At 60.2% G+C, this 16,980-nt stretch carries 13 protein-coding genes; 11 read left to right on the top strand and 2 right to left on the bottom strand.

Annotated elements, in window-relative coordinates:
• Positions 1-16: 16 nt before the first annotated feature.
• Positions 17-1,105, bottom strand: coding sequence for a sensor histidine kinase (locus ACIROW_RS19350; protein ID WP_402278078.1), 1,089 nt, complete (start codon positions 1,103-1,105; stop codon positions 17-19).
• Between the two features lie 168 nt (positions 1,106-1,273).
• Here ACIROW_RS19350 and ugpQ point away from each other — a divergent pair, with 168 nt between their 5' ends.
• The 6 genes from ugpQ to ACIROW_RS19320 all read left to right on the top strand — a co-directional run bounded on the left by ugpQ (position 1,274) and on the right by ACIROW_RS19320 (position 6,998).
• On the top strand, positions 1,274-2,035 hold the full coding sequence (gene ugpQ, locus ACIROW_RS19345) for a glycerophosphodiester phosphodiesterase (protein WP_402278077.1): 762 nt from the start codon (positions 1,274-1,276) through the stop codon (positions 2,033-2,035).
• A 191-nt stretch (positions 2,036-2,226) separates the two neighbouring features.
• On the top strand, positions 2,227-2,772 hold the full coding sequence (locus tag ACIROW_RS19340) for a hypothetical protein (protein WP_402278076.1): 546 nt from the start codon (positions 2,227-2,229) through the stop codon (positions 2,770-2,772).
• Between the two features lie 167 nt (positions 2,773-2,939).
• Positions 2,940-3,167 carry a hypothetical protein gene (locus tag ACIROW_RS19335; RefSeq protein ID WP_116434883.1) on the top strand — a complete coding sequence of 76 codons (228 nt, stop codon included), beginning with the start codon at positions 2,940-2,942 and terminating at the stop codon, positions 3,165-3,167.
• A 311-nt stretch (positions 3,168-3,478) separates the two neighbouring features.
• Positions 3,479-6,103: an alanine--tRNA ligase gene (alaS, locus tag ACIROW_RS19330; RefSeq protein WP_402278075.1), complete on the top strand. Its 2,625-nt coding sequence runs from the start codon at positions 3,479-3,481 to the stop codon at positions 6,101-6,103.
• Positions 6,104-6,117: 14 nt separating this feature from the next.
• Positions 6,118-6,669: an NUDIX domain-containing protein gene (locus tag ACIROW_RS19325; protein ID WP_116434885.1), complete on the top strand. Its 552-nt coding sequence runs from the start codon at positions 6,118-6,120 to the stop codon at positions 6,667-6,669.
• 95 nt (positions 6,670-6,764) lie between these two features.
• Positions 6,765-6,998 (top strand): sulfurtransferase TusA family protein, encoded by a 234-nt coding sequence (locus ACIROW_RS19320; protein WP_007876134.1) that lies wholly within the window; start codon positions 6,765-6,767, stop codon positions 6,996-6,998.
• 87 nt (positions 6,999-7,085) lie between these two features.
• Here ACIROW_RS19320 and ACIROW_RS19315 read toward each other — a convergent pair whose 3' ends face one another.
• Positions 7,086-8,696, bottom strand: a complete 1,611-nt coding sequence (locus ACIROW_RS19315) for an FMN-binding glutamate synthase family protein (RefSeq protein WP_402278074.1) — start codon at positions 8,694-8,696, stop codon at positions 7,086-7,088.
• A 380-nt stretch (positions 8,697-9,076) separates the two neighbouring features.
• Here ACIROW_RS19315 and ACIROW_RS19310 point away from each other — a divergent pair, with 380 nt between their 5' ends.
• The 5 genes from ACIROW_RS19310 (at position 9,077) to nusA (ending at position 16,977) form a co-directional block, all read left to right on the top strand.
• Complete coding sequence (locus ACIROW_RS19310; RefSeq protein WP_402278073.1) at positions 9,077-11,212, top strand: EAL domain-containing protein; 2,136 nt, start codon at positions 9,077-9,079, stop codon at positions 11,210-11,212.
• Between the two features lie 459 nt (positions 11,213-11,671).
• Complete coding sequence (gene scpB, locus ACIROW_RS19305; protein ID WP_402278072.1) at positions 11,672-12,700, top strand: SMC-Scp complex subunit ScpB; 1,029 nt, start codon at positions 11,672-11,674, stop codon at positions 12,698-12,700.
• A complete protein-coding gene (gene rluB / locus ACIROW_RS19300) occupies positions 12,687-14,666 on the top strand; it encodes a 23S rRNA pseudouridine(2605) synthase RluB (protein WP_402278071.1) in 1,980 nt (659 codons plus the stop codon). The genes scpB and rluB overlap by 14 nt, the downstream gene beginning before the upstream one ends.
• A 263-nt stretch (positions 14,667-14,929) precedes the next feature.
• Positions 14,930-15,418 carry a ribosome maturation factor RimP gene (gene rimP, locus ACIROW_RS19295; protein ID WP_116434890.1) on the top strand — a complete coding sequence of 163 codons (489 nt, stop codon included), beginning with the start codon at positions 14,930-14,932 and terminating at the stop codon, positions 15,416-15,418.
• Positions 15,415-16,977: a transcription termination factor NusA gene (nusA, locus tag ACIROW_RS19290; protein WP_265211660.1), complete on the top strand. Its 1,563-nt coding sequence runs from the start codon at positions 15,415-15,417 to the stop codon at positions 16,975-16,977. Before rimP ends, nusA begins: the two co-directional genes overlap by 4 nt.
• Positions 16,978-16,980 lie beyond the last annotated feature (3 nt).

The following is a 16,980-nucleotide window of genomic DNA, read 5'->3' as shown; positions in this document are numbered from 1 at the left end:
GGTCGATGGGCTAAGACTAAGTGGGCTCGGTGTAGGACTTCTTGAGAGCGTAGATTGGAATGGTGATCTGCGCGACGGTTCCTTCGGGAATATTGTGCGTCAGCGTCAGCTCGGCCTCAGGTCCATACAAGACAGCCAGGCGCGCGCGAATGTTCTCAAGTCCGAGGTGAGTGCTGTCGGGACGGTTGTAGCTGGCCGTGCTGTTGAGGCCCCTGCCTGTGTCGAACACGCTGATGATCAGCAACTCCTGATGTTTGGTCACGCTGACGGTGCAGTCGCCGCCGTCGATCTTGGGTTCGAGGCCGTGGCGGATGGCGTTTTCGACCAGCGGCTGCAGCAGCATCGGCGCGATGCGCTGGCGTCGCAGCTCATCCGGCAACTGCAAGGTGTAGGTCAGGCGCAAGCCCATGCGCAGCGACATCAGGCCGAGGTAGGCCTTGATCAGGTCGAACTCCTGGCCCAGCGAGGTCTGTTCGCTGCGCGAGGTCGACAGCGTGGCGCGCAGGTAGTGGATCAACTGGTCAAGCATTTGCTGCGCGCGTATCGGTTCACTGGAAATCAGCGTCTGCAGCGTCGCCAGCGTATTGAACAGCATGTGCGGCTCGATTTGCGCCTGCAGCATTTGCAATTGGGCTTGCAGGGCTTGTTTCTCGATGACGACGTTGCGCGCTTCGAGCGCGGCCATTTTTTCGCGATTCCAGTAGAACAGGGTGGCGCCGACGCAGGCCAGCAGGATCAGGACGATCACGCCGATGGTGTTGTTGGCCTGGCCGGTGGTGAAGATCCTGAGCGGATAGCCGAGCAGGGAGCTGGCGATCATGTTGCCGATGACGAACGACAAGGGCGCGAAAATCACCAGCATCAGCAGGAAGCCGGGCTTGTTCGGCTCGTCCTCGCCCCATAGCAGCAGGCGGCCGCAATCGATCAGCACCATCGCCGTGGTGCCGATGCAGATCGAGAACACCAGGTTTTCAACAAAGCCGGCGCCGATGCGCATGAGGTAAGTGACCACCAGCGCACACAGCAGGTTGATGATCATGGTCGGTAGCAGACCGCGCAGCAATTCCGGCGGGATGAGGCGTAAGCGTGAAGCGGGAATGTTCATGAAAAGTTCTGAGTCAATCCGGTAAGTTCTCTGATGACGGAATGGTAACCCGATTCAACGCTTGGAAAGCCGTCCGGCGACGAAGCGTCGGATCGGCTTGATGAAATGCTGTTATCGTGCCGCCGCCCGGCATAGAATGTCGGCACTAAATTCTGCAGGGAGAAATACATGTGGCCTTATCCAAAAGTAGCAGCGCATCGCGGCGGCGGCACGCTGGCGCCGGAAAACACGCTGGCGGGCTTCCGCTGCGGCATGGAGCACGGTTTCCGCGCGGTCGAATTCGACGTCATGCTGACCGCCGACGAGCAGGCCATATTGATGCACGACCCGGTATTCGGCCGCACGTTGCCGGGCGAAGGCAAGGTTGCCGAGCACACGCTGGCGCAATTGCAGCAGCTGGACGCCGGCGGCTGGCATAGCCCGCAATACGCCGGCGAGCCGGTTTGCACCTTGCAGCAGGTGTTGGAGTTCAGCCGTGCCAACGGCATCTGGATGAACATTGAGATCAAGCCGGCCGGCGACGCCTGGGCGGTGCGCACCGGCGAAGTGGCGGGCGAGATTACGGCGCGCTTTTTCGCCGCTGAAATCGCCGCCCATGTGCCGGGGCGGAACGACCGCACGCTGCCGCTGTTTTCGTCGTTTTCGTTCGACGCGCTGATGGCGGCCAAGCGCGCCGCGCCGGGTATCCCGCGCGGCTTCCTGGTCGATCGCATTCCCGCGGACTGGGAAGCGCGTTTGCAGGCGCTCGGTGCGGTGGCGTTGCACACCAGTCACAAGAATCTGACGCCGGAGCTGGCGCAGGCAGTGAAACAGGCGGGATATGGTTTATTCTGCTACACCGTCAACGACCCGGCCCGCGCGGAAGAGATTCTGGGCTGGGGCGTAGATGGATTTTGCACCGACCGCATCGACCTGATCGGCCCGGCATAAAAACCTGCTTTCGATCTTACTGCGAGGCCATGATCCTGCGTCGGGCGGTGCTCGGAATCTTCATGTACTAAAGTACATCCCGGTTCCTGCGCTCCGTCCGCCACCGGCCGATGGCCTCTTGCTGCAGATCGCCAGCAGGTTCAAGCAGAATAAGAGAAACAAAGAGAAACCAGTCAGGGAAGCAAGGAATCATGAAAACCAAGGGCATGCTCAGCATGCTGGCGGCGGCAGCCGCCATTGTCATCACCAGCAACGCCGGCGCACAGGCCGGCAACAGCCAGAAGAAATACACCGACGACAGCATCGTGCGCGACCTCAAGGCCGGCAAGCTGACCGTGCGCGAGGCGCAGATCCTGCAAGACCGGCGCGATCATGCAACGGCAAAGACCGCCGCGACACCGGCGGCAGTTGCACCAAAATCTGGCGCGGCAGCGAAGGCGGGCAAGAAGGCGCACACCACCAAGCCGGCCAAACCGGTAAAGGCGAGTAAAGCTGTCCAGAAGAAAAGCAAGGCGCCTGTCAAGAAATTGACCCGTCCGCATCCCGGGCACGCAACGCAGAAAGCGCATGCTGGAAAAGCCGGTCACGTTGCCAAACAGGCTGCCACACCGGCTGCCAGGCCGCACCACGCAGTCGCGGAAAAAGAACAGCCGAGCAAAACGGCAGGCAAGAAAGACCACGCTGCCACCAAAAAAGCCGAACCAGTCCGCAAAACTGCGGTGAAATACATCAGGTAATTCCTGAATGGATTTCTGGTGCGCGCCGCTTAAACTATGTCAACGCGAATCGGAATCCTGACGTTACAGCAATGACAGGCCGCATGTCAGAGCGGATTCGCCGAATTGACGGGGGACGTGACAAACAATCGTCAGCGAGCTTGTAAGAACCAACTTAAGAGGAAAAGATGAAATTGAATAAATTACTGGCAGCCGTACTCGTCGCCGCTTTCGCCATGCCTGTCCTGGCACAGAATGCTCCTGCCGCAGCGCCTGGCGCTCCTGCAGCAACTGCACCTGCAGCACCGGCAGCCAAGGCGCCGCACGCCAAGCACAAGAAACACGCGAAAAAGCACAAGAAGCACAAGAAACACGCCAAGAAGAGCAAGAACAGCAAGCTGTATCAAGGCGCTTGATTTACCGGAGGGGGTTTTGACCAGGCAAGTCGTGATGGGGATAGGTCGGAGGATTCCGAGACCGGTCTGATTCAGGTTGCAGGTTGATATCGCCATTAACCCGTTGGGAGCAATCCGAACGGGTTTTTTTACGTCTTTTTCCCGATCGGCCGTGTTGACTTGCGGCAAACATCGGGCAAACGTCCAGCAGGCCTTGCCGACCATGATTGCGGGAGGGCTAATCACGTATAATCACGGGTTCACAGCAGCCGGTTTACAACAGCCTTCTCTGCCACATCATTTTTGCACCGTTTTCTTTACAGTCCTAGAACATGAACTCAGCCGAAATCCGCGACAAGTTTCTGAAATTCTTTGAATCCAAGGGACACACCATTGTCCGTTCGTCCAGCCTGGTGCCGGGCAACGACCCCACCTTGTTGTTTACCAACTCCGGCATGGTCCAGTTCAAGGACGTGTTCCTGGGCACCGACAAGCGCAATTACGTGCGCGCCACGTCCGTGCAGCGCTGCCTGCGCGCCGGCGGCAAACACAACGATCTGGAAAATGTCGGCTACACCGCGCGTCACCACACCTTCTTCGAAATGCTGGGCAACTGGTCCTTCGGCGACTATTTCAAGCACGACTCGCTGGTCTGGGCCTGGGAGCTGCTGACCAAGGTCTACGGCCTGCCTGCGGAAAAACTGTGGGCCACCGTCTATGAAACCGACGATGAAGCCTACGATATCTGGCACAAGGTCATCGGCCTGCCGAAAGAGCGCATCGTGCGCATCGGCGACAACAAGGGTGCGCCTTATGCTTCCGACAATTTCTGGCAAATGGCCGACACCGGCCCCTGCGGTCCCTGCTCGGAAATTTTCTACGACCACGGTCCCGACGTCTGGGGCGGTCCTCCGGGGAGCCCGGAGCAGGACGGCGACCGTTACATCGAAATCTGGAACAACGTGTTCATGCAGTTCGACCGCCAGATCGATCCGAAGACCGGCGAAGCCACGCTGACCCCGCTGCCGGCGCCGTGCGTCGACACCGGCATGGGCCTGGAGCGTCTGGCTGCTATCCTGCAGCACGTGCACAGCAACTACGAGATCGACCTGTTCCAGAAACTGATCAAGGCCGCTGCGCGCGAGACCAATGTCACCGATCTGGAAAACAATTCGCTCAAGGTCATCGCCGACCACATCCGCGCCACGTCCTTCCTGATCGTCGACGGCGTCATTCCCGGCAATGAAGGCCGCGGCTATGTGCTGCGCCGTATCATCCGCCGCGCGCTGCGTCACGGCCACAAGCTGGGCCAGACCCAGCCGTTCTTCTACAAGCTGGTCAAGGACCTGGTCGCCGAAATGGGCGCTGCCTATCCGGAACTGCCGGCCGCCGCCGCGCGCGTCGAACAAGTCCTCAAGCAGGAAGAAGAACGTTTCGGCGAAACGCTGGAACACGGCATGAAGATCCTCGAAGCCGCGCTGGCTAAAAACGCCGCCAAGCTCGACGGCGAGACTGCCTTCACGCTGTACGACACCTATGGTTTCCCGCTCGACCTGACCGCCGACATCTGCCGCGAACGCAATGTCGAACTGGATGAAGCCGGTTTCGCCACGGCCATGGAGCGCCAGAAATCGACGGCCCGCGCCGCCGGTAAGTTCAAGCTGGCCGCCGGCATCGAATACAGCGGCGACAAGACCAAATTCGTCGGCTATGACGCGCTGACGCAGCAGGCCAAGGTCACTGCGCTGTACGTTGACGGCAGCGCAGTCGCCAAGGTCGAAGCCGGGCAGGACGCTATCGTGGTGCTCGATACCACGCCGTTCTACGCCGAATCGGGCGGCCAGTCGGGCGACGCCGGCGTGCTCGAAGCCGCCGATGCCCTGTTCGCAGTGGCCGATACGCAAAAGATTCAACCCGACGTGTTCGGTCATCACGGCAGCCTGGTCAAGGGTTCGCTGGCGGTGGGCGACACCGTGGACGCCCGGGTCGACGGCGAGCAGCGCGCGCAAACCATGCGCAATCACTCGGCCACCCACCTGATGCACAAGGCGCTGCGCGAAGTGCTGGGCGACCATGTGTCGCAAAAGGGGTCGCTGGTCGACGCCGACAAGACGCGTTTCGACTTCAGCCACAACGCGCCGATGAGCGCCGATGAAATCCGCCGCGTCGAAGAAATCGTCAATCGCGAAATTCTCGCCAATGTCGCCACAGAAGCAAAGCTGATGGGCTACGACGCCGCCGTCGGCGCCGGCGCAATGGCACTGTTCGGCGAGAAGTACGGCGACGAAGTGCGCGTGCTGTCGATCGGTTCCTCGCGTGAACTGTGCGGCGGTACGCACGTGTCGCGCACCGGCGATATCGGCCTGTTCAAGATCGTTGCCGAAGGCGGCGTTGCAGCGGGCATCCGCCGCGTCGAAGCCGTCAGCGGCGAAGGCGCACTGGCGCTGGTGCAGACCTTGAGCAATCGTGTTGCCGAGGCGGCTGCGGCCCTGAAGGCGCAACCGGAAGAACTGACTCAGCGCATCGCGCAGGTGCAGGATCACGTCAAGGCGCTGGAAAAAGAATTGAGCTCGCTGAAGTCCAAGCTGGCGTCCAACCAGGGTGACGAATTGCTCACGCAAGCGGTCGACGTCAACGGCATCAAGGTGCTGGCGGCGACGCTGGAAGGCGCCGATGTCGCCACGCTGCGCGAAACCATGGACAAGCTCAAGGACAAGCTCAAGACAGCGGCCATCGTGCTGGCTTCGGTCAAGGACGGCAAGGTCAGTCTGATCGCCGGCGTCACTGCCGATGCGACTTCCAAGGTCAAGGCCGGTGAACTGGTCAACTTCGTCGCCCAGCAAGTCGGCGGCAAGGGCGGCGGACGTCCCGACATGGCGCAAGCCGGCGGCACCGATCCAAGCGGTTTGCCGAAGGCGCTGGAAGGCGTCGCGGCCTGGGTCGGCGCAAAAGCCTGAGCGCGGATACGCCCATGAGCGACTTCAAGTTCTGCCCCGTCTGCGCCGCCTCGCTGGTGATGCGCGCCGACGAGCAAGAGGCGGGCAAGCTGCGGCTTGCCTGTCCCGAAGGTCACTGGACCCACTGGGATAATCCCTTGCCGGTGCTGGCGGCGCTGGTCGAGATCGACGGCAAGATGTTGCTGGCGCGTAATGCTGCATGGCCGGAAGGCCGTTTCGCGCTGATTACCGGCTTCATGGAGCGCGACGAAACGCCGGAGCAGGGCATTGCGCGAGAAATTAAAGAAGAAACCGATCTGGATGCCAACCAGATCACCCTGATCGGCGTTTATGAGTTCATGCGCAAGAATGAACTGATCATTGCGTATCACGTGAAAGCCTCGGGCCAGATCAAGTTGTCGCCGGAATTGCTGGAGTATCGCCTGGTGGCGCCACCCGATTTGCGGCCTTGGCCTGCGGGTACGGGATACGCTGTGGCGGAGTGGATGCGGCGGCATGATTTGCCGGTCCAGTTCGTGGAATTCGCCGGCTCATCCACCCCGCTAGTTTCCCCTGCACAACAGTAGTGCGCGAAATACAACATAGTATGTTGCGACGCACCAAGGCGGTTCAGGTTGGAGTAGAATTCTCGAACGATCACTAGGAATTTTTGATTCACAGTATGGTTATTGAATTTCACAGAGAGCTGGATGCACGGGGCCTGAATTGCCCGCTGCCGATACTGAAAACCAAGAAGGCATTGGCCGACATGTCGAGCGGTCAGGTATTGCGCGTGACGGCGACCGACACCGGTTCGGTGCGCGACTTCCAGGCCTTCGCCAAGCAGACCGGCAACGATTTGCTGTCGCAGTCGCAAGAGAATCAGGAATTCATTTTCTTCATGAAGCGTAAATAATTTCGCAGATCAGTTGAAAATAAAAACGCCCGCAATTGCGGGCGTTTTTCATTGGCGTGCCATTCTGGCCACGCCGCGTAAAACAAGTCAGTGGAAGGCGCTGCCGATTTCCGGATGGAAGCTTTCGGCACGTGCGATCGGCCAGTATTTTTCGTAGACCTGGTAACGGTAATTGCCGGTGATCAGGTCGCCCGGTTCCAGGTATTTGAGCATCTCCGACAGCAGCTGGATTTCATGATCGTTGATGCGGTGGACGATGTGGAACGGACGCAGCGCCGAGGTGTGCGGCAAGCCGGCCGCCTGCACCAGTTCCTGCAGTGCGTGCAGCGTGCTCTGGTGGAAGCGGTAGACGCGTTCGGCCTTGTCCGGCACCACCAGCGCACGCGCGCGCGTCGGGTTCTGTGTCGCCACGCCGGTAGGACAGCGGTCGGTGTGGCAGCTCTGCGACTGGATGCAGCCGAGCGCGAACATGAAGCCGCGCGCCGAGTTGCACCAGTCGGCGCCGAGCGCCAGCGTACGGGCGACGTCAAAGGCGGTGATGATCTTGCCGCTGGCGCCGATCTTGACGCGGTCGCGCATGCCGATGCCGACCAGCGTGTTGTGCACCATCAGCAGGCCTTCCTGCAGCGGCATGCCGACGTGGTCGGTGAACTCCAGCGGCGCGGCGCCGGTGCCGCCTTCAGCGCCGTCGACGGTGATGAAGTCGGGCACGATATTGGTTTCCAGCATGGCCTTGGCGATGCCGAAGAATTCCCAGGGATGGCCGACGCACAGCTTGATGCCGGTGGGTTTTCCGCCCGACAGCGTGCGCAGTTTTTCTATGAATTGCAGCAAGCCGATCGGTGATGAGAACGACGAGTGCACCGCCGGCGAAATGCAGTCGACACCCATCGGGATGCCACGCGTGGCAGAGATTTCCGGTGTGATCTTGGCCGCCGGCAGCACGCCGCCGTGGCCCGGCTTGGCGCCTTGCGACAACTTCACTTCGATCATTTTCACTTGCGGCGCGTTGGCCTGGACTGTGAATTTTTCTTCGTCGAAACTGCCGTCCGGATGGCGGCAGCCGAAATACCCCGAGGCGATCTGCCAGACAAGGTCGCCGCCGAATTCGCGGTGATAGGCCGAAATGGATCCTTCGCCGGTGTCATGCGCGAAGTTGCCTTTTTTTGCGCCTTGATTGAGCGCGCGGATGGCGTTGGAAGACAGCGAGCCGAAGCTCATCGCCGAGACGTTGAAGACTGACATCGAATACGGTTGCGCGAGTCCTGCGCCGACGGTGACGCGGAAGTCGTGGCTGGCGATCTTGGTCGGCGACAGCGAGTGGCCGATCCATTCGTAGCCGGCCAGCTTGACGTCGAGCTCGGTGCCGAACGGGCGGCTGTCGACGTCCGCCTTGGCACGCTGGTAGACCACGCTGCGCTTCTTGCGTGTGAATGGCGCGCCGTCGTTTTCACCTTCAAAGAAATACTGGCGGAGTTCCGGACGGATCGCTTCGAACATGAAGCGGAAATGGCCCATCAGCGGATAGTTGCGCAGCACTGCATGGCGGCGTTGCACGATGTCGCGCACGCCGATCACACTCAGCACCAGCGGCGCTGCGGCCCACCACCAGCTGACCATATGGTCCGAGGCGAGGATGGCCAGCGCCAGCGTCAGAAAAATCATGAACCACAAGATCAGGTAACGAGTTGCCCACATACCAGCGTCCTTTTTGTTGTTTGTCAGGCGGTGTTGGGATTCTACTGCTGCCAAGGTGGCGGTATGGGTCGAAAAGAATGGTGTTTACGGCAATCACTGCCGCTTCAGATGTGCGCCAAGTTGGTGCGTTGTCATGCTGACGCATCGGCCGCAAAGCGGCACGGGTATTGCTTTCTGGATATACATACTCAAGAGTTTGTGCTGGGCCTGCTCCGGCGGGGCGGATCGTTGAGTGGCATTGTTATTGCTTATTGTGATCAAAAAAAGCACGCACCACTACTTAGGCGTCGTGTAGTCCGCTACATCAATTGCTGTTTCCATTGGTTTTCCGTTCGTTCCCTTTCGTTGTTGCCGTCTGGCATTGATTGTGTAACCCATTTATGAAGATCGTCGCTTCCGTGATTCCGCCTGACAATGCTGCCGCCATCACGTCCATTGCCAGGCCACCGCGCTTGCTTGAAACCTTGTTGGCCAATCTGGACGGCATGGTGTATCGCTGCCGCGACGACGAAGAATGGACCATGGAATTCGTCAGCGAGGGCTGTCTGGAGCTGACCGGTTACCAACCCGAAGACCTGCTGTTCAATCACCGTATCTCGTACGAAGATATTACCCATCCCGACGATCGCGAAAAGGTGCGCCAGACCATCCAGTCCTGCCTGGACGGTAAGCGCCGCTTCGAGCTCGAATACCGCATCGTGCGCGCCGACGGCGAAATGCGCTGGGTGTGGGAGCGCGGCGTCGGCATCTACAATGCCGCCGGAACGCTGGATGCGCTGGAAGGCTACGTGCAGGATGTGACCGCACGCAAGGAGGCAGACCAAGCCTTGCTGGAAGCGGAGCGGCGTTACCGCAGCATCTTTGAAAACGCCATCGAAGGCGTGTTCCAGTCGACCCCGGACGGCGGCTACATTGCGGTCAACCCGGCGCTGGCGCGCATCTACGGCTACAAGTCGGCAGATGACCTGATCGTCAGCCTGCGCGACATCAAGCATCAGCTGTATGTGGAGCCGGAGCGCCGCACTGAATTCATGCGCATGATGGCCGACTTCGGTTCGGTGTCGAACTTCGAATCGCGCGTCTACCGTCGCGACGGCGAGATCATCTGGATCTCCGAAAACGCCCGCGCCGTGCGCGACGAGGCCGGCACCCTGATGTTTTATGAAGGCACCGTCGAAGCCATCACCGAACGCAAGTTGTACGAAGCCGAAATCCGTCATCAGGCCACGCATGATGCGTTGACCGGGCTGCCCAACCGCACCATGCTGCACAGCCACTTGCAGCGCGCGATCCAGAGCACGCGGCAAAAGGGCACGCTGACGGCGGTGGTGTTCGTCGATCTCGACCAGTTCAAATTCATCAATGACAGTCTCGGTCATCAGGTCGGAGACGAATTGCTCAAGACCGTGGCTCAGCGGCTGGTGTCCTGCGTGCGGGAAACCGACATGGTGGCGCGTCAGGGCGGCGACGAATTCGTGCTGGTGCTGCAGAATCAGCCAGACGAAAACCGCATCACCGAAGTCCTGCAGCGCATCCTGACCGCCGTGGCGCGGCCGTGGGTGGTAGGTGATCGCGAATTCCACGTCACCTGCAGCATCGGCGTGAGTCGCTGTCCGACCGACGGCCGCGATGTCGAAACGCTGCTCAAGAACGCCGATTCGGCCATGTACAAGGCCAAGGAGCTGGGGCGCAACAACTTCCAGTATTTCGCCGGCTGGATGGACGCGCAGGTCAGCAATCGCCTGGAAATGCTGGTCAGTCTGCGGCGCGCGCTCGACCGCGATGAATTCAAGCTGTATTACCAGCCCAAGATCAGCCTGGCCAGCGGTCGCATCATCGGCGCCGAGGCGCTGATCCGTTGGATCACGCCGGACCAGGGCATGGTGCCGCCGGACCGTTTCATCCCGTTTGCGGAAGAAGCCGGCCTGATCGTGCCGATCGGCGAATGGGTGTTGCGTACCGCCTGTGCCCAGAACAAGGCATGGCAGGACGCCGGTCTGGTGCCGATTCCGGTGGCGGTGAACCTGTCGCCGCGCCAGCTCGACCAGAATCTGCCCGAGTTTGTGCGCCAGGTGCTGGCCGAGAGCTGCCTCGCCGCCGCTTGGCTGGAGCTCGAAATTACCGAAAACGTCGTCATGAAGGATGCCGAAAAGACCGTCGCCACGCTCAATGCACTCAAGCGCCTGGGTTTGCAGGTGTCGGTGGACGACTTCGGCACCGGCTATTCGAGCCTGAGCTACCTGCGCCGCTTCCCGGTGGATGCGCTGAAGATCGACAAGTCCTTTGTGCGCGATATCGCCCGCGACGCCGATAGCGCGGCGATCGTCAAGGCGGTGATTTCTCTGGGCCACATCCTCAACCTGCGGGTGATCGCCGAAGGGGTGGAAGACCAGGAGCAATACAACTTCCTGTTGGAAAACGGCTGCGACGAGGTGCAGGGTTATCTGCTCGGCAAGCCGATGCCGGCGGAGGATTTTACGCGCCGGCTGGAGCTGGAAAAGAAGGCGGCCGGCTGACCCGGCCAACCGCGCGGCAGCCGGGACTTGTTGCCTTTCAGTTACGTCGCCAATACTGTCTGACTGCTGCAACGCTACGCGATTGAGACGACAACCGTCCGGACCTTTGTGCTAAACTCCGCGCAGTATATTTTGCATTTTGCCTCCGGCCACCCGAAAACTCAGCTCGGCGCCGCCTGCAAGGTCAAAAGTTGAAATGGTGCGAGAATCTGGGAACTCAAGATTCTGTGTTCGCAACCAAGCCTTATTTTCCCGCTCATCTTCAACCTCCTATAAATCGAGCGCCGGGAAGCAGCACCAACAGCATCAGGCAGCATATTCAGGTTCGACAACCTGGCAGCACCGTTGGCGCTGTGATGAAACTCAACCCGCGCAGCCAGGCTTCGTATAGTCCGTATCTCCGATATATCGAATAGTCAGCCGCGAACTTTTATTAAACAAGCCGCACACGAGTCGTACATGAATACTATTGAGGCCAAGAAAGTCCTCGAAACAGCATTGCTATGTGCCCACGAGCCATTATCAATCAACGAACTGAAGAAGCTTTATGTCTCAGGTGACGATGCCGTCAGTGAAATAACTGCGGACATCATCCGGCAGATGCTGGAAGAACTGCGCGAAGACTGGATCGACAAGGGCGTGGAAGTGGTCAGCCTGTCGACAGGCTGGCGTTTCCAGAGCCGGGCCGACATGAAGGTCTACCTGGATCGCCTGAATCCGGAAAAGCCGCCGAAATATACCCGCGCCACGCTTGAAACCCTGGCCATCATTGCCTATCGCCAGCCGGTCACCCGCGGCGACATCGAAGAGATTCGCGGCGTGACGGTCAGTACCCAGACCGTCAAGTTGCTGGAAGACCGCGCCTGGATCGAGGCCATCGGCCATCGCGACGTGCCAGGCCGCCCGGCGCTGTTTGCGACGACCAGGAAGTTCCTCGACGACCTCGGTCTGACTTCGCTGGATCAGTTGCCGCCGTTGAAGACCGTGACCAAGGACGGTGTAGTCGATCCGGGTGCATTGCTGGAATTGCAGGCGCTGGAAGCAGGCATGCAGGCCGATCTGCTTGCCCAAGGCGAAGCGGAGGCTGCTGCTGCTGCTGCTGCTGCTATTCCCGCCGCCGGCGAATCTGCTGAATCTGTCGACGCGGCCGAGATTGCCGAAGTTGCCGACGGCATTGCCGTGGAACTGACGACCGAAGAAGTTGCCGAACCGGCTGAGTTCGCCGACGAGGCGGATGCAACGGATGTAGCCGAAGCCGCCGATGTGGCTGAAGAGACGGCTGCCGGAGCTGCCGTGGAAGAAATTCCCGGAGAAGACATCGAGAATGACGTGGATGCCATCGCACCAAGCGTCGCCAATCACGAAGAAGCGCAGGCTGAAAGCCCTGCTTCTGCTGAAGACATTCACACCAACGACCCCGCCTCCGGCCACGCAAGTGACGCCGCGCCCGGTCTGAATAACCGCGATTCAAATAATGAAACCATCTAGTTCCAATGATGATCAGCAGGTAGACCTGCTCGGCGCCGCAGCCGATAACGCCACCGCTGCCAAGCCGGTCCGCAAGCGCACCAAGAAAGTTGCGGCGGAAGACGTCGTCGCCGAAGTAGCGCCGGCCGAAAAGCCCGCCAAGGCGCCGGCCAAGCCGCGTGCCAAAAAGGTCGTCGCTGCGGAAGCGCCGGCTGAAACGGCTGCGCCTGCGCCGGTCGCAGCTGATGCCGCCGCCGATGCGCCCGCGCCGAAGAAGCGTGCGCCGCGCGTCAAGAAGGTGGTTGCCGATGCCGCTCCGGTCGCCGAGGCCGTTACCGCAGAAGCTCCCAAAGTCATCGTCACCATTGGTGAAGAAGTCACTGCCGCGCCGGTCCTGCTCGATGCGCCGACCGACAGCGCCCGTACCAAGCCTGCACGCCGTGGCGTACGCGGACCGCGCGCTTTGCGCAACAATCGCGCCGCGCAGCGCGCCGCTGAAGCCGGTGAAGGCGAACAACACAATACGGTTGCAGGCGACGAGCAGCCGGTTCAGGCAGATGCCAATGCGCCGGTTCCTGTGGCCGACCAGGCCATGGCGGAATCGCGCCGCGACGGTCAGGGGCAGGATCGCAATCGCCAGCAAAAAGGCAAGAAACCATTCGCCAAGGGCGGCAAGCCAAAAGCGCCGCAACTGGGTTTGCGTTCGCATGACGCCGGCGACGACGTGTTTTCGTTCGTCACCTCCGACGCCTACGACAAGGAAGACGGCGCCCGCAGCGGCGCGCGCGGCACGCATCAGCTGCGCGGCAAGAACGGCCGCCGCGACCTGACGTCGGAAGACGACGCGCCCAAACTGCACAAAGTGCTGGCCGATTCCGGTCTCGGTTCGCGCCGCGACATGGAAGAGCTGATCGTGGCCGGCCGCGTGTCGGTCAACGGCGAGCCTGCCCATATCGGTCAACGCATCCTGCCGACCGACCAGGTCCGCATCAACGGCAAGTTGCTGCAGCGCAAAGTCAGCAAGAAACCGCCGCGCGTACTTGTGTATCACAAGCCGGCCGGCGAAATCGTCAGTCATAACGACCCCGAAGGCCGCGCGTCGGTATTTGATCGCCTGCCAAACATGAAGGCGGCCAAGTGGCTGGCCGTCGGTCGCCTCGACTTCAACACCGAAGGTTTGCTGTTGTTTACAACTTCCGGTGATCTGGCAAACCGCCTGATGCACCCGCGCTACAACATCGAGCGTGAATACGCCGTGCGTACGCTGGGCGAGCTGGAGCAAGGCATGCGCCAGAAGCTGCTGCACGGCGTCGAGCTCGATGACGGCGTGGCGCAGTTTTCCAAAATCGCCGACGGCGGTGGCGAAGGCGTCAACAAGTGGTACCGCGTGACTATCGGCGAAGGCCGTAACCGCGAAGTGCGCCGCATGTTCGAAGCCATCGGCCTGACCGTGTCGCGCCTGATTCGTACCCGTTACGGCGTCATGACGCTGCCGCAAGGTTTGAAGCGCGGTCGTTGGGAAGAACTGGAAGAAAACGCCGTGCGCACGCTGCTGACGGTGTGCGGTCTGGAAAAAACAGGCGGCGCCGAAGCGCCGTCGGGCAAGTCCAAAGGCGGCGGCAATCGCAACGGCGATAATCGTGGCAACAGCGACAATCGTGGCAACGGCGACAGCCAGCCGCGCAGCAACGCCAACGCCAATCCGATGCAGCCACGTGGTCCGCGTCGCGACCAGCAACCGTCCTGGCAAGGTCAAGGGCAGGGGGCGCGTCAGGGTCAAGGCCAGGGTTCGCGTCAAGGACAGGGAGGGCGTCCGCAGAGCAACAAGCCGCGTCAGCCTGACCCGTTGCAGACGGCGCTGGGCTTCCCGGACGCCGGTCAACGTCGTCATAACCGCCCGCAACGCAATGGCGGCGGCGGTGGCGGTGGTGGTATGCCCGGGCAAGGGATGGGCGCGGGCGGTCAGCAGCGTCGTCGACGCGGATAAGTCTTTGATTGCTCTGGAATTTCTTTTTGGAAATATCGGGCTGTCTGCGGTATGTCCGGCAATCTTGAATTGCCGGACATACCGTAATCGGTTATAATGCGCAAGTTAACGGGGTGTCTTCACGGCGAAATACATCGTGAAGCGGTCTGTAGTTGAATAAACGATAAGAACGATGGGCAGATGCCCATTTTTTTTTTGCTGAACAAATTGACGTGTCTGTGCTGGCGTTTTAAATGCGCAGAACGAAGCGCGGAGAGATTTCCTTGCAATTGCTGGATCTGATTGAAACCACCCTGTCGGGCATGGGCTACGAACTGGTCGACCTCGAGAAAGCGGACCGCGGTCTGGTGCGCGTGTTTATCGATTTCCCGTTCGCCGACGCCGACAAGGGCCCGATCACGGTCGAGGATTGTGAAAAAGTCACGCATCAGCTGTTGCACGTGTTTACGGTCGAAAACGTCAACTACGAACGGCTGGAAGTGTCATCACCCGGGCTTGATCGCCCGCTGAAGAAGCTCAGCGACTATGTGCGCTTTGCCGATCAGGAAGCAATCGTCAAGCTGCGCATGCCGATGCCGGGCGCAGCCAACCGCAAGTCGTTCCAAGGCATCTTGCGGGCGCCCGAGGGCGAGAATTTAAAACTGGAATTTGAAGCAAACGATGGGTCGGCAGCGTTGTTGGACTTTACGCTCGCCGATGTGGATAAGGCACGCCTGGTGCCGAAAGTGGATTTTAGGAGTCGCAAAGCATGAGTCGCGAAGTTTTGTTATTGGTCGATGCGCTGGCGCGCGAAAAGAACGTCGATAAGGATGTGGTCTTCGGAGCACTGGAGCATGCGCTCGCGCAAGCTACCAAGAAACGCTACGAAGGCGAAGTCGACATCCGCGTGTCGATCGACCGCGAAAGCGGCGAATTCGAATCGTTCCGTCGCTGGCACGTGGTGCCTGACGAAGCAGGTTTGCAATTGCCCGACCAGGAAGTTTTGCACTTCGAAGCCAAGGAACAGATTCCTGACATCGCCGTCGATGAATACATCGAAGAGCCGATCGAGTCCGTAGAATTCGGTCGCCGTTTTGCCCAGGACACCAAGCAAGTGGTCCTGCAGCGCATCCGCGACGCTGAACGCGAACAGATCCTGGCTGACTTCCTCGAGCGCGGCGATTCGCTGGTGACCGGCACGATCAAGCGCATGGAACGCGGCGACGCCATCGTCGAATCCGGCAAGATCGAAGCCCGCCTGCCGCGCGATCAGACCATTCCAAAGGAAAACCTGCGTATCGGCGACCGCGTCCGCGCCTATATCCTGCGCATCGACCGCAATGCACGCGGTCCGCAAGTGATCTTGTCGCGCAATGCGCCTGAATTCATCATGAAGCTGTTCGAACTGGAAGTTCCGGAAATCGAACAAGGCTCGCTGGAAATCAAGTCGGCTGCACGCGACCCGGGCGTACGCGCCAAGATCGCGGTTTTCACCAGCGACAAGCGCATTGATCCTATCGGCACCTGTGTCGGCATGCGCGGTTCGCGCGTGCAGGCCGTGACTGGCGAACTGGGCGGCGAACGCGTCGACATCGTGTTGTGGTCGGAAGATCCGGCGCAATTCGTCATCGGCGCGCTGGCTCCGGCCAACGTCAGCTCGATCGTCGTGGATGAAGAAAAGCACGCCATGGACGTCGTCGTCGACGAAGAAAACCTGGCGATCGCCATCGGTCGCGGCGGCCAGAACGTGCGCCTCGCAGCAGAGCTGACCGGCTGGCAGATCAACATCATGACGGCGGAAGAATCGGCCGACAAATCGGCGCAGGAAACTGCCGCGACCCGCATCCTGTTCATGGAAAAGCTGGACGTCGATCAGGAAGTCGCCGACATCCTGGTGGAAGAAGGTTTCGCCAGCCTGGAAGAAATCGCCTACGTGCCGATCAACGAAATGCTCGAGATCGAATCCTTCGACGAAGAAACCGTCAACGAACTGCGCAACCGCGCGCGCGATGCACTGGTGACCGAGGCGATCGCCTCCGAAGAAGGTCTGGAAGGCATGGACGAAGAACTGATCAATTTCGAAGAAATGGATCGTGTCGTTGCCGGCAAGCTGGGCCTGGCGGGTGTCAAGAACGTGCCTGCTTTCGCCGCACTGGCGTACGACGAGTTCGGCGCGATCCTGGCCCTTTCGGCCGAGCGCGCGCGCCAACTGATTGAGAATGAATTTGAAGATGTGACCGACGATGAAATGAAGCTCATCGATGCTAAATACGACGAGCGTGCCAAGGCACTGCAAGCCAAAGCATGGGCCACCGTGGAAGCAAAGCAGTAAGCC

This window comes from Herbaspirillum sp. NPDC101397 (genome assembly GCF_044767325.1).
Lineage (GTDB): Bacteria > Pseudomonadota > Gammaproteobacteria > Burkholderiales > Burkholderiaceae_D > Herbaspirillum.
The sequence above is the reverse complement of the archived record's forward strand: the minus strand, read 5'-3'. Positions and strand labels throughout refer to the sequence as shown.

Bases quoted from the DNA above. Each gene is read 5' to 3' on its own strand.
- rluB (WP_402278071.1), top strand. From the start codon at position 12,687: ATGAAACCATCTAGTTCCAATGATGATCAGCAGGTAGACCTGCTCGGC.
- nusA (WP_265211660.1), top strand. From the start codon at position 15,415: ATGAGTCGCGAAGTTTTGTTATTGGTCGATGCGCTGGCGCGCGAAAAG.
- ACIROW_RS19350 (WP_402278078.1), bottom strand. From the start codon at position 1,105: ATGAACATTCCCGCTTCACGCTTACGCCTCATCCCGCCGGAATTGCTG.
- ugpQ (WP_402278077.1), top strand. From the start codon at position 1,274: ATGTGGCCTTATCCAAAAGTAGCAGCGCATCGCGGCGGCGGCACGCTG.
- ACIROW_RS19310 (WP_402278073.1), top strand. From the start codon at position 9,077: ATGAAGATCGTCGCTTCCGTGATTCCGCCTGACAATGCTGCCGCCATC.
- ACIROW_RS19320 (WP_007876134.1), top strand. From the start codon at position 6,765: ATGGTTATTGAATTTCACAGAGAGCTGGATGCACGGGGCCTGAATTGC.
- ACIROW_RS19315 (WP_402278074.1), bottom strand. From the start codon at position 8,696: ATGTGGGCAACTCGTTACCTGATCTTGTGGTTCATGATTTTTCTGACG.
- alaS (WP_402278075.1), top strand. From the start codon at position 3,479: ATGAACTCAGCCGAAATCCGCGACAAGTTTCTGAAATTCTTTGAATCC.
- scpB (WP_402278072.1), top strand. From the start codon at position 11,672: ATGAATACTATTGAGGCCAAGAAAGTCCTCGAAACAGCATTGCTATGT.
- ACIROW_RS19340 (WP_402278076.1), top strand. From the start codon at position 2,227: ATGAAAACCAAGGGCATGCTCAGCATGCTGGCGGCGGCAGCCGCCATT.
- ACIROW_RS19335 (WP_116434883.1), top strand. From the start codon at position 2,940: ATGAAATTGAATAAATTACTGGCAGCCGTACTCGTCGCCGCTTTCGCC.
- ACIROW_RS19325 (WP_116434885.1), top strand. From the start codon at position 6,118: ATGAGCGACTTCAAGTTCTGCCCCGTCTGCGCCGCCTCGCTGGTGATG.